Consider the following 13,082-nt stretch of genomic DNA (forward strand, 5'->3'; position numbering starts at 1 on the left):
CAATGCCGTGTCGCTTACTGAATCTCGTCCGGCTTGACGATCACCCAGTTCTTGTCTGCCGTGACCGGCAGCTTCTCCCTGGCCTGAGCGTCGGCGTTGTCCTTGATCATGCCGTTAAGCTGGGTCATGTATTTGTCCTTGCGGTTGATCCACAAGTGCACGCCGCCCTTGCTTACATCGACGCTGTGAAACAGCATGTAGCCGTCGCTGGTCGGGGTATCGCCGCCGACCAGGACCGGGTTCTTCCACTGATCGATGTAAGTCAGAATAGCCGCCTGCTTGCCCGCCATCCAGGTTGCCGGGGTCCACAGATACGGCGTCAGCTCCAGGCCCATGTTGCTTTTCGGATCGTATTTGCCCGCCGTGATCTGCTTGCGTGCGGTGGTCAGCTCGCCTGTCTTGCGGTCTTTCAACAGGGTCGAAACGCCTATCACGTTCTGCGGTTTGACGTTGTAGCCGTACTTCGGATCTGCAGCGACCATGCGTACCAGCTCTTCGGACGCCGCGGTCATCACATACACCTCGATGCCGTTTTCCATCAGCTTGTTGTACAGCTCGGTCTGCCCGGTGAAGACCCGCGGCGGCTCGACATTGAGCTGCTTGACGGTGTCGCCGTCGTAGTAGGTCGCAGGGATCGGCTTTTTCAGGGCCATCAGCTCATCGACGTAGCCCTTGAGCTCCTGAAGCGTAAAGCCGGAAAACACCTGCGCGACCCACGGGTAGCAGACCATGTCGTCTATTTCGCAAAGGCGATAGTAGTAGCTGAACAGGCTTTCCTTGTGCTCGGCGGTGTCTTTGAAGGGGATCAGCTTCAGCGACGGATCGAGTGTTTCCCGGGTGATCAGGCCTTTGTTTTCCATGTAAGGCAGCAGCGACTCTTCGAGGTCGAAGCGGTAACTGGTGTTGTCCATGTCGAAGACTGCGTAATTGCCCTTGTTGGCGTTCGCCGCAATCATTGCGTCGAGCGCCTTGGCGGCAGGCTCGGGCCAATGCTTCAATTCGGTGGCTGCGATAGCCTGGCTGGCGAGCCCGAAGCAGACGGCAGCGGCCAACAGTTTTGGCACGAGTTTCATAGGCAATTTCCCCTTGTCGAAAAAACGAAGGGGCAGACCGTAACAAATTATTGTGAAGGCAAAAGTACGTCAGCGACCCGAAAAAAGCCAAATGACGCCGTTTGCCCCTTTATTTGCGACAGTGAAACCAAAAACGACACTTTTATTGCAGTTTTTCGTCAACGGCCGCAATTGCGCCAAAAGTTGTTGATCAGACGCGTTCCCAGACTTCGAAGTTGTAAGCCGGCTTGTCATCGACGGCGGCGTTTTCGCTGTTGGATACCAGCGCCCACTGCGCCGTATCGAATTCCGGAAACCATGCGTCGCCATCAGGGCTCAGTGCCACGCGAGTCAGGTACAGGCGATCGGCCTGAGGGAGGCCCTGGGCGTAAAGCTGTGCGCCGCCGATCAGCATCACCTCGTCGACACCCTGTTCCTGCGCCCACTGCTCGGCACGCACGACGGCGGCGTCCAGCGAAGCGAAGACTTCCGCGCCTTCAAGCTGCAGGTCAGTCTGACGGCTGACCACCAGGTTGAGGCGGCCGGGCAGCGGGCGGCCCAACGAATCCCAGGTCTTGCGACCCATGATGATCGGCTTGCCGAGCGTCGTTGCCTTGAAGTATTTGAAATCCCCCGGCAAATGCCAGGGCATGGAATTGTCGACGCCAATCACTCGGTTTTCACCAAGGGCGGCAATCAGGCTGAGGGGGAGATGAGTTTTCATGCCGCGAGGATATCAGAGGTCGCCGGGCAGGCGAATGAACTGACATGCGCCGTGCTCAGTCCCATGACTGCGGTTATGCTCACCGCTGAATTCAATCAAGAGACACTGTGTGACTGCACTGACCCCCCTCGATACCCTCTGGCTGACCGAAGCCGTGCGCCTGCGTGAACAACAGGCCGGCGTGCTGGATGATCAGGAAGCCAATCGCCGTGCCCGCGCTGCCGGCGGCGACTTGACTGCGCGCATTACACACCGCGCCCTTGGACTGGCGGAACGCGACGGCATGCTTGCGGCGCTGCATCGCTGGAAGCAGGGCGCGCGTCTGGCGTTGATGGCGATGGCCGTGCTGGCCGTCATCAGCGGGGCAGGGCTGGCGTTCGCCGCAATGGGCGACGGGCAGGCACCGGTCAATGTGTTCTGGGCGCTGGGCAGTCTGCTGGGGCTGAACCTTGTGCTGTTGCTGACCTGGACGCTGGGCCTGATCTTCGCCGGGCGCAGTAACACCGGGCTGGGCCGGGTGTGGCTGTGGCTGAGTGAGAAACTCGCGCGTGACGCCCAGGCCGCGCAGCTCGCTCCCGCACTGGTTTTGCTGTTGCAACGCCAGCGCCTGAATCGCTGGGCGCTCGGGCTGGTGGTGCACAGCCTGTGGCTGCTGGCGTTACTCAGTGCGCTGGTGCTGCTGTTGATGCTGATGGCGACCCGACGCTACGGGTTTGTCTGGGAAACCACCATTCTGAGCAGCGATACGTTCGTCAGCCTTACCCAGACACTCGGTACGATCCCGGCCTGGCTGGGGTTCAGCGTGCCGGACGAAACCATGATCCGTGCCAGCGGCAATGGTGCGCTGAGTATCGAGAATGCGCGTCAGGCCTGGGCGGCCTGGCTGGTCGGTGTGCTGCTGGTGTACGGCATCGTGCCGCGTCTGCTGCTGGCCGGGTTCTGCCTGTGGCGCTGGAAGCAGGGGCGGGCAGCGCTGCGCCTCGATCTGGATTTGCCTGAGTACCTTGAATTGCGTGAGCGCCTGATGCCCAGCAGCGAGCGCCTGGGTGTCAACGATGCTGAACCTGCTGCGCTGCATCAGGTGCAGTCCAGCGCAGGGATGACCGAAAGCGACGGCGCGCTGCTGGTGGCCATCGAGCTGGATGATCAGCAGGTCTGGCCGCCAGCGTTACCGTCTGGTGTTGCCGATGCAGGCGTTCTCGACAGCCGTGAGTCGCGCCACAAGCTATTGGAGCAACTGACCCAGTATCCGCCTGCGCGCATGGTGATCGCCTGCGACCCGCGCCGCTCGCCTGACCGTGGCAGTCTGGCGTTGATCGCCGAACTGGCGCGCTGCGCCGGTGCAGCGCGCATCTGGCTGCTGCCCGCGCCTGCCGGGCAGAGGCTTGACCCGGAGCGCCTCGGCGACTGGCACCTGGCGCTGGATCAATTGCAGTTGCCGCACGCCGACAGTGCGCCCTTGAACTGGCTGGAGACAGGCCATGAATGAAGCAGACAGCAGTCGTGCGATCAAGCTGGCGGTGGTCGGTCACACCAATGTCGGCAAGACCTCGCTGCTGCGTACCCTGACGGGCGACGTAAGTTTCGGCGAAGTGTCCCATCGTCCCAGTACGACTCGCCATGTCGAGGGCGCACGTCTTTCTGTGGACGGTGAGGCACTGGTCGAGCTGTACGACACGCCTGGCCTGGAAGACGCTATCGCGCTGCTCGATTACTTGGAGCGCCTGGACCGTCCCGGTGAGCGTCTGGACGGGCCTGCACGACTGGCGCGTTTTCTGGAGGGCAGCGAGGCACGCCAGCGTTTTGAGCAAGAGGCCAAGGTCATGCGCCAGTTGCTCGACTCGGACGCGGGGCTGTATATCATCGATGCGCGTGAGCCGGTGCTGGCCAAATACCGTGACGAGCTGGCGGTATTGGCGAGCTGTGGCAAACCACTGCTGCCGGTTCTGAATTTCGTTAGCGCGCAGCAGCACCGCGAGCCGGAGTGGCGCGAAGCGCTTTCACGTTTGGGCCTGCATGCGCTGGTGCGTTTCGACAGCGTGGCGCCACCGGAAGACGGCGGCCGTCGGCTGTATGAAAGCCTGGCGCTGTTGCTGGAAAGCGCGCGGCCGCGGCTCGAACGGCTGATTGATGATCAGGAAAAACAGCGCACAGCCAAACGCCACAGCGCTGCTCGCCTGATCGCCGAACTGCTGATTGATTGCGCAGCGTGCCGGCGCAGTGTCGAAACCACCGCCGACCAGGAGCAGCAGGCTGTGGAAGCGCTGCGCAAGGCGGTTCGGCAGCGCGAACAGCAGTGTGTTGAGGCGCTGCTCAAGCTGTATGCGTTTCGCAAGGATGATGTATCCAGCAGTGATTTGCCGTTGATGGACGGTCGTTGGGGCGATGACCTGTTCAACCCGGAAACCCTGAAGTTGATGGGCGTGCGCGTTGGCGGCGGTGTGGCGGCTGGCGCGGCGGCCGGGGCAGGGGTCGACCTGATGGTCGGTGGCGTAACGCTGGGTGCTGCTTCGCTGGTCGGGGCGATTGCCGGTGGTGCGTTATCCACAGCGCGCAGCTACGGAGGCCGGTTGCTTGGCAAGTTCAAGGGGCGCAGAGAATTGACCGTCGACGATGCGGTACTGCGCCTGCTCGCACTGCGTCAGCGCCATTTGCTGCTGGCGCTGGGTGTCAGAGGCCACGCTGCCCTGCACAGCATCGAACTGACCACACCGCAGGACAAGACCTGGCGCAAAGGCAAAATCCCCGAGCCGCTGTCACGCGCCCGCGCCCACCCGCAGTGGTCGACGCTCAACCCGCAGCCCAGACCGAATCAGGGCGAGAGGCAGGAAGCAATCGATGAACTGGCTGACGTGGTGTTGCAGGATTGAGCGTTGTCGACGCTCAAGATCGGACGCAGAGCGTCCAGAACGGCATACCGACGCAGAGCGTCGCACGATAGTTGAGGTTATCGTTCCTCACGCTCCAGCGTGGGAATGCCTGTCGTGACGCTCCGCGTCACAAATCTGCGCCGCACCGCACGCTCAAGATCGGACGCAGAGCGTCCAGAACGGCATACCGACGCAGAGCGTCGGCACGATAGTTACAGAACCCATCGTTCCGCACGCTCCAGTGTGGGAATGCCTTGCGTGACGCTCCGCGTCACAAAATCTGCGCCGCACCGAACCCCGATCAGCCCCGCCATCAAACGCTTTTAAACGTACCGTTTGCCACTGAAAACTCGCTGCTGATTTTTTATTGATTGATCGTTCAATAAAAAATCTTTAGACTGGTCTCGTCTTTTCGTTACAACGATCACTGCAGACACCCGGGAGAATCGCGCCAATGCCCAAGGTCGGAATGCAACCCATCCGCCGCCAACAGTTGATCCAGGCCACGCTGACTGCGGTCGACCAGGTCGGTATGGGCGATGCCAGCATTGCCCTCATTGCGCGACTGGCAGGCGTGTCCAACGGCATCATCAGTCACTATTTTCAGGACAAGAACGGCCTGATCGCTGCCACGATGCGGCACCTGATGAACGCCTTGATCCAGAACGTCCGCGAACGCCGTCAGGCGCTGACCGAAGACAGCCCCAGGGCTCACCTGCAAGTGATCATCGAAGGCAACTTCGACGCCAGTCAGGTCAGCGGCCCGGCCATGAAAACCTGGCTGGCCTTCTGGGCGACCAGCATGCATCACCCCTCGCTGCACCGATTGCAGCGTATCAACGACCACCGTTTGTATTCGAACCTGTGCTGTCAGTTCCGCCGCACCTTGCCACTGGAACAGGCACGCAGCGCCGCCCGCGGGCTGGCAGCCCTGATAGACGGGTTGTGGCTGAGAGGCGCGCTGTCAGGCGATGCATTCGACACCGAGCAAGCGCAACGGATCGCTTACGAGTACATGGATTTTCAATTGGCGAAATCGGCGAGCTGAGGCTTTCGAAGCCCTCACCGAACGACTGTATGAGCCTGTTGCCGGACAAACCCGGCACACTGAAATCAGTCATCGCCCCCCACTGAATTTGCGAGGACTTTATGGCCCGTTTTGAACTGCAGAAACTTTACATCGATGGCGGTTATGTCGATGCCAGCAACCCTGAAACCTTCGATGCCATCAACCCGGCGAACGGCGAAGTCCTGGCGCAGATCCAGCGCGCTGGCAAGGACGATGTCGAGCGTGCCGTTGTCGCTGCCGAAAAGGGCCAGAAAATCTGGGCCGCCATGACTGCGGTCGAGCGTTCGCGCATTCTGCGCCGTGCCGTCGACATCCTGCGTGAGCGCAACGATGAACTGGCCGCTCTGGAAACACTGGACACCGGCAAGGCCATCTCCGAAACCCGCTACGTGGATATCGTGACCGGCGCCGATGTGCTGGAGTACTACGCAGGTCTGGTGCCGGCCATCGAAGGCGAGCAGATCCCGTTGCGCGACTCTTCATTTGTGTACACCCGCCGCGAACCGCTGGGTGTGGTAGCCGGTATTGGCGCTTGGAACTACCCGATCCAGATCGCACTGTGGAAATCCGCCCCGGCGCTGGCGGCGGGTAATGCGATGATCTTCAAGCCGAGTGAAGTCACTTCGCTGACCACTCTGAAGCTGGCAGAAATCTACACCGAGGCGGGCGTACCGAACGGCGTATTCAACGTGCTGACCGGCAGCGGCCGTGAAGTTGGCACCTGGATCACAGAGCACCCGCGCATCGAGAAAGTCTCCTTCACAGGCGGTACCGACACCGGCAAGAAAGTCATGGCCAGCGCCTCGAGCTCGTCGCTCAAGGAAGTGACCATGGAACTGGGCGGCAAGTCACCGCTGATCGTGTTTGACGACGCCGATCTGGACCGTGCCGCCGACATCGCGATGATGGCCAACTTCTACAGCTCCGGTCAGGTCTGCACCAACGGCACCCGCGTGTTCGTGCCGAACGGCCTGAAGGCCGAGTTCGAAGCGAAGATCCTCGAGCGTGTGAAGCGCATTCGCGCCGGCAACCCTGAAGACGAGAACATCAATTTCGGCCCGCTGGTCAGCTTCGAGCACATGGAAAGCGTGCTGGGCTATATCGCCAAGGGCAAAGAGCAGGGCGCACGTCTGTTGTGCGGCGGCGATCGCTTGACTGGCGGTGTGTTCGACAAGGGCGCGTTCGTTGCGCCGACCGTGTTCACCGACTGCACCGACGAGATGACCATCGTGCGTGAAGAAATCTTCGGCCCGGTGATGAGCATCCTCGGTTACGACAGCGAAGATGAAGTGGTGCGCCGCGCCAACGATACCGACTTCGGTCTGGCTGCAGGCATCGTGACCCGCGACCTGAACCGTGCCCACCGCGTGATTCATCTGCTGGAAGCCGGTATCTGCTGGATCAACGCCTGGGGCGAGTCGGCGGCACAAATGCCGGTCGGCGGTTACAAGCAGTCGGGCGTCGGTCGTGAGAACGGCATCAGTTCGCTGGCCCAGTACACGCGCATCAAGTCGGTACAGATCGAACTGGGCGATTACGCCTCGGTTTTCTAAACACGGTTTCAGTGGCACGCGGCAGGCCTCAAGCAGACGCACTCAAAAGACGCCTGCCGCACCCCATTTTCACGAGTATCGCCTGGCTGCTTCTGCTTGCGGCCAAGGCTTGAAACTCGCAGCTCTATGAGGGAGCCTCTATGACGACTCAATCCGAATACGACTACATCATCATTGGTGCCGGCTCGGCCGGTAACACCTTGGCAGCCCGCCTCACCGAAGACGCAGGCGTCACCGTTCTGCTGCTCGAAGCCGGTGGCCCGGACTACCGTCTGGATTTCCGTACCCAGATGCCTGCCGCCCTGGCATTCCCGCTGCAGGGCCGTCGCTACAACTGGGCCTACGAGACCGAGCCAGAGCCGCACATGAACAACCGCCGGATGGAATGCGGTCGCGGTAAAGGTCTGGGCGGCTCATCGCTGATCAACGGCATGTGCTATATCCGCGGCAACGCGATGGACTATGACGGCTGGGCCAAGGAGCCGGGTCTCGAAGACTGGAGCTACCTCGACTGCCTGCCGTACTTCCGCAAGGCCGAAACCCGCGACATCGGCCCGAATGATTACCACGGTGGTGAAGGTCCGGTCAGCGTTGCAACGCCAAAGGCGGGCAACAATCCGCTGTTTCACGCGATGGTCGAGGCGGGCGTGCAAGCCGGTTTCCCGCGCACTGACGACCTCAACGGTTATCAGCAGGAAGGTTTCGGTCCGATGGACCGCACCGTGACGCCTAACGGTCGTCGCGCCAGTACCGCCCGTGGTTATCTGGACGAGGCCAAGAAGCGCCCGACCCTGACCATCGTCACTCACGCACTGACCGACCGCATCCTGTTCGAAGACAAGCGCGCCGTTGGCGTGGCGTACCTGGTGGGCGACAGCGACACCCGCATCCAGGCCCGTGCCCGCAAGGAAGTGCTGCTATGTGGCGGCGCGATCGCTTCGCCACAGATTCTCCAGCGTTCCGGCGTCGGCCCGGCCGAGGTGCTGAACAAACTGGATATTCCGGTGGTTCATGACCTGCCGGGCGTTGGCCAGAACCTTCAGGATCACCTGGAGATGTACCTGCAGTACGCCTGCACCCAGCCGGTGTCGCTGTATCCTTCGCTGAAGTGGTGGAACCAGCCTGCCATCGGTGCCGAGTGGATGTTCCTCGGTACAGGTATCGGTGCGAGCAACCAGTTTGAAGCCGGTGGTTTCATTCGCTCCAGTGAAGCGTTCGAATGGCCGAACATTCAGTACCACTTCCTGCCGGTTGCGATTAACTACAACGGCACCAAGGGCGTTCAGGAGCATGGTTTCCAGGCTCACGTCGGCTCCATGCGTTCTCCGAGCCGTGGTCGTGTGCAGGTCAAATCCAAAGACCCGCGCGAGTACCCGAGCATCCTGTTCAACTACATGGCCAGCGAGCAGGATTGGCAGGAGTTTCGCGATGGCATCCGCCTGACTCGCGAGATCATGCAGCAACCGGCACTGGACCCATACCGTGGCCGCGAAATCAGCCCCGGCATCGACGTGCAGTCCGATGAGGCGCTGGACCAGTTCGTGCGTGAGCATGCCGAAACGGCTTATCACCCGTCCTGCTCGTGCAAGATGGGCACCGACGAAATGGCGGTTGTCGATGGCCAGGGTCGTGTGCATGGCCTGCAAAGCCTGCGCGTGGTCGATGCCTCGATCATGCCGATCATCACCACCGGTAACCTGAATGCACCGACGATCATGATCGCCGAGAAAATCGCCGACAAGATCCGCGGTCGCCAGCCGCTGCCACGCAGCACTGCCGACTACTTCGTCGCAGGCGACAAGCCAGCGCGCGGCAAGCCGCTGCGCGAGATCAGCCACCAGGCCTGATCTGCCGACCAGGCGTCCTCCCGGGACGCCTTTCGTTGTGCATGCTCCAGTGTGGAATGCATTTCGCACTGGAGCACTGGCACGGTAGTTACAAGATTCTCGTTCCTCACGCTCCAGTGTGGGAATGCATTTCCCGACGCTCCGCGCCGCAATGGATGCGGAGCATGGGTACGAGCGCCCACTCGACTCAGACCCTTCTCCCGACAGACGCGAATTGCCACTACCCCTCCGCTCTGCCACAATCGCGAATGATTCTCTTTAGTTAGAACTTTCTCATCGAGGCCATTCGTGTCGTCAGTCCCAAGCACTCATAGCGAGATCGTTGGTGCGCTGTATCGCGATCATCGCGGCTGGCTGCTGGCCTGGCTCAGACGCAATGTCGCCTGCCCGCAACGTGCTCAGGATTTGAGTCAGGACACGTTCGTGCGCTTGCTGGGGCGCCATGAATTGCTTGCGCCCAGAGAACCGCGTGCGTTCCTGGCAACCGTCGCCAAAGGGTTGATGTTCGACCACTTCCGACGTGCTGCGCTGGAGCAGGCCTACCTCGGGGAATTGATGCAGGTGCCCGAGGCCGAGCAGCCCTCTCCGGAAGAGCAGATGCTGATTCTGGAAGACCTCAAGGCCATCGACCGCATGCTCGGTACCCTGTCCAGCAAGGCGCGGGCAGCCTTTCTGTACAGTCGCCTCGACGCGATGGGGCACGCTGAAATTGCCGAGCGACTGGGCGTTTCGGTCTCGCGTGTCAGGCAATACCTGGCTCAGGCCATGCGTCAGTGCTACGTGGCGCTTTACGGTGAGCCAACGTGAACACCAGACCGGTCTCTGCCCGAGTGCTCGATGCGGCCATCGAGTGGCAACTGAACATGGACAGCAACGGCGGCAATGACGTCGAGCTAGCGCGCTGGCTGGCCGCCGACGAAGAGCATGCCCGGGCCTGGAGCCAGTTGGGCATGGTCAATCAGCGCTTTGCTTTGCCCGCAGGTCCGGCACGCAAGGCATTGCAACAGTCACCGGGTGCCCTGCGACACAGTTTGCGCAAGCTCGGTGGCGGTCTGGCCGGAGTGTTCATGGCCTTGGGCCTGGCATTGTTCGTCGGCGACCGCTATCTGCCGATAGATTACTGGCTTGCCGACCAGCGCACCGCCACCGGTGAACAGCGCGACGTGCGTCTGGCGGACAACACGCTGATTCGCCTAAACACCCACAGCGCAATCGATGTGCGCTTCGATGCGCAGCAACGTCGGGTCATTCTGCAGGACGGTGAAATACTGGTGCAGACCGGCGATCATGACGACCCGCGGCCCTTCATCGTCGAGACAGCGGATGGAAAGATGCGCGCCCTGGGTACGCGTTTTCTGGTCCGACGCGAGTCCGATGGAACACTGCTTAGCGTGTTGCAATCGGCGGTTGTCGCCGACCCGCGCAACGCCTCTGGTGAACAGGTTTTGCGCGAGGGCCAACAGGTTCTGCTGACCCGCAACGGACTTGGCCCTTTGCTTGGCCTGCCTTCCGGCGTCGACGCCTGGACGCGCGGCATGCTGGTGGTGGACAACGCGCGACTGGCAGACATGCTCGCTGAACTGGGGCGTTACCGGACAGGACACCTGGGCGTCGACCCGAAGGTGGCTGATTTGCGGGTGACCGGCACCTTCCCGTTGAAAGACACCGACCTGGCGCTCAAGGCGCTGCTGCCGACCTTGCCCGTGCAGATAGAGCAGCACACCGCGTGGTGGGTGTCCGTGCTGCCCAGGGATCAACAGCCCGGTAATCCGGCAAAACTCTGAAACATACCCGTTCATGCAGACAGCGGATCGCCCTGACACTTTTTCGGTTTCGAGCGGCTTAGTCTTACAAGTCATTTCGGGGACGCGCTCAGCGCTGCGTCTCTTCGTCTGTGGATAAACCATGAAAAGCCAAACCGTGCGCCGCTGGTCCATCGTGCATACCTGGAGCAGCCTGATTTGCACCCTGTTCCTGTTGATGCTGGCGGTCACCGGCCTGCCGCTGATCTTTCATCATGAAATCGATCATCTGCTGGGCGACGCTCCGCATTACAAGGAGATGCCTGCCGACACGCCACGCCTGGACCTGGAGCAATTGGCCAGGGCTGCCGAAGCGCATCGCCCCGGCGAGGTGATGCAGTATTTCGGCTGGGACGACGAAGACCCCAATGGTGTAATGGCAATCACCGCTGCAACCGCCGGCACCGAGCCCAACTCCTCGCACACCTTCGCCCTTGATGCGCGCACCGGTGAGGCACTGGAGATGCCTTCTGCCAACGGTGGCTTCATGATGGTCATGCTGCGCCTGCATGTAGACATGTACGCCAATCTGCCCGGCAAGCTGTTGCTGGCGTTCATGGGCCTGCTGTTTGTGGTGGCGATCGTTTCCGGGACCGTGTTGTATGCGCCGTTCATGCGCAAGCTGGAGTTCGGTCAGGTGCGGGTCAATAAATCCACGCGCACGCGCTGGCTGGACCTGCACAACCTGATCGGCGTAGTGACATTGACCTGGGCGCTGGTGGTCGGCGTGACCGGGGTGATCAGCGCCTGTGCCGACCTGCTTATCGCTTCCTGGCGCAATGACGCGCTGGCCACCATGATCGCCCCTTACAAGGATGCGCCACCGTTGACCCAGCGGGCTCCGGCAACTCGCTTGCTGGAGATTGCCGAATCCGCTGCGCCCGGCATGCAGGCCGATTTCATCGCCTTTCCCGGCACGCGCTTCTCCAGCGAGCATCATTACGCGGTGTTCCTCAAGGGCAATACGCACCTGACTGCGCACCTCGCCACGCCGGTGCTGATCGACGCGCAGAGCCTGCAAGTCACTGCCGTGGTCGAACGTCCCTGGTACATGGATGCACTGGGCATGTCGCAACCTCTGCATTTCGGCGATTACGGCGGCATGCCGATGAAGATTCTCTGGGCAGTGCTGGATGTGCTGACCATCATCGTACTCGGCAGCGGCGTTTATCTGTGGTGGGTCAGGCGTCGCGCCGCGCGCTCGGTGAGCGTTGTTCAGGCTCAGGTGGCGCGATGAGCTCCAGGCCATCGCGATTCTGGAAGACCTTTGCGATACCCGCCGTCATAGCGCTGCTTATCGGCATAGGGCTCTTCGCGGCGCTGCTGGGTGACGGCTGGTGGGATACGCTGGCGTGGCTGGGGATGGGGGCGGCTGCCCTGTTGAGTATCAGGGGCTTGCTGATACGGCGCGGCTGATTGAAACGCTGATTGCAGACGCGCCAAAGGCTGACTAGTCTAGGATCCTGTCTCACTCGAGGAATACCCATGTCAGCGCCCACGATGACGTTGTACTTCAACGCGGCTTCACCTTTCGCCCGCAAGGTGATGGTGATGCTGCATGAAACCGCTCAGCTCGATCGTGTCGAGTTGCAGAGCACAGTGCTGACGCCGGTCAGCCCGTCTGCCGAGCTCAATGAAGACAACCCGGCCGGCAAGCTCCCCGCGTTAAGGCTGGCCGACGGCAATGTCATTCATGACAGCCGGGTGATTCTTGATTATCTCGACCATCAGCACGTCGGGCTGCCTCTGATCCCCCGGGAAGGTTCGGCACGCTGGAGGCGCCTGACCCTGGCTTCGCTGGCCGATGCGGTGCTGGATGCTGCGGTGCTGATCCGCTACGAAACCGCCTTGCGTCCGCAGGAAAAACACTGGGACCAGTGGCTGGACAATCAGCAGCAGAAGATTGAACGCTCGCTGCAGTACTTCGAAAGCAACGCGATCACCGAGCTCAGCAGTTCCTTCGATGTCGCATCGATCAGCGTCGCTGCTGCACTCGGCTATCTGGATTTCCGCCAGCCGGATCTCAACTGGCGCAGCACCTATCCGCGCCTGGCCGCCTGGTACCTGGACGTCAGTCAACGGCCATCGATGATCGCGACCCAGCCGCCGGTCTGAGTCAATCTGCGCCGCGCCGCACAGTCAAGACAGGACGCAGAGCGTCCAGA

12 protein-coding genes are annotated in these 13,082 nt (G+C 61.4%); 10 read left to right on the top strand and 2 right to left on the bottom strand.

Annotated features, from left to right (window positions below; all coding sequences use genetic code 11):
- Positions 1-14: 14 nt before the first annotated feature.
- On the bottom strand, positions 15-1,073 hold the full coding sequence (locus tag BLR20_RS20950) for an HAD family hydrolase (RefSeq protein WP_054992476.1): 1,059 nt from the start codon (positions 1,071-1,073) through the stop codon (positions 15-17).
- Between the two features lie 190 nt (positions 1,074-1,263).
- Entirely contained in the window at positions 1,264-1,776 is a 513-nt protein-coding gene (locus BLR20_RS20955) for a dihydrofolate reductase (RefSeq protein ID WP_032612310.1), read from the bottom strand.
- Positions 1,777-1,885: 109 nt separating this feature from the next.
- On the opposite strand from BLR20_RS20955, the gene BLR20_RS20960 reads away from it, so the two are divergent.
- From BLR20_RS20960 to BLR20_RS21015, 10 genes are all read left to right on the top strand, one after another.
- Entirely contained in the window at positions 1,886-3,265 is a 1,380-nt protein-coding gene (locus BLR20_RS20960; protein WP_054992477.1) for a DUF2868 domain-containing protein, read from the top strand.
- Entirely contained in the window at positions 3,258-4,646 is a 1,389-nt protein-coding gene (locus BLR20_RS20965) for a GTPase/DUF3482 domain-containing protein (protein WP_054992478.1), read from the top strand. The genes BLR20_RS20960 and BLR20_RS20965 overlap by 8 nt, the downstream gene beginning before the upstream one ends.
- 454 nt (positions 4,647-5,100) lie before the next feature.
- Positions 5,101-5,694: a transcriptional regulator BetI gene (gene betI, locus BLR20_RS20975; protein WP_002555619.1), complete on the top strand. Its 594-nt coding sequence runs from the start codon at positions 5,101-5,103 to the stop codon at positions 5,692-5,694.
- A gap of 101 nt (positions 5,695-5,795) precedes the next feature.
- On the top strand, positions 5,796-7,268 hold the full coding sequence (gene betB / locus BLR20_RS20980; protein WP_032612302.1) for a betaine-aldehyde dehydrogenase: 1,473 nt from the start codon (positions 5,796-5,798) through the stop codon (positions 7,266-7,268).
- A 140-nt stretch (positions 7,269-7,408) separates the two neighbouring features.
- Complete coding sequence (gene betA / locus BLR20_RS20990) at positions 7,409-9,115, top strand: choline dehydrogenase (RefSeq protein WP_010432379.1); 1,707 nt, start codon at positions 7,409-7,411, stop codon at positions 9,113-9,115.
- Positions 9,116-9,403: 288 nt separating this feature from the next.
- Positions 9,404-9,922, top strand: a complete 519-nt coding sequence (locus BLR20_RS20995) for an RNA polymerase sigma factor (protein WP_010432377.1) — start codon at positions 9,404-9,406, stop codon at positions 9,920-9,922.
- On the top strand, positions 9,919-10,899 hold the full coding sequence (locus BLR20_RS21000) for a FecR domain-containing protein (RefSeq protein WP_054992479.1): 981 nt from the start codon (positions 9,919-9,921) through the stop codon (positions 10,897-10,899). The genes BLR20_RS20995 and BLR20_RS21000 overlap by 4 nt, the downstream gene beginning before the upstream one ends.
- Before the next feature lie 121 nt (positions 10,900-11,020).
- Positions 11,021-12,154: a PepSY-associated TM helix domain-containing protein gene (locus BLR20_RS21005; RefSeq protein ID WP_010432370.1), complete on the top strand. Its 1,134-nt coding sequence runs from the start codon at positions 11,021-11,023 to the stop codon at positions 12,152-12,154.
- On the top strand, positions 12,151-12,333 hold the full coding sequence (locus BLR20_RS21010) for a hypothetical protein (protein ID WP_010432367.1): 183 nt from the start codon (positions 12,151-12,153) through the stop codon (positions 12,331-12,333). Before BLR20_RS21005 ends, BLR20_RS21010 begins: the two co-directional genes overlap by 4 nt.
- 69 nt (positions 12,334-12,402) lie before the next feature.
- Positions 12,403-13,032, top strand: coding sequence for a glutathione S-transferase family protein (locus BLR20_RS21015; RefSeq protein WP_054992480.1), 630 nt, complete (start codon positions 12,403-12,405; stop codon positions 13,030-13,032).
- Positions 13,033-13,082: the final 50 nt, after the last annotated feature.

Source organism: Pseudomonas congelans, assembly GCF_900103225.1.
GTDB classification, from domain to species: domain Bacteria; phylum Pseudomonadota; class Gammaproteobacteria; order Pseudomonadales; family Pseudomonadaceae; genus Aquipseudomonas; species Aquipseudomonas congelans.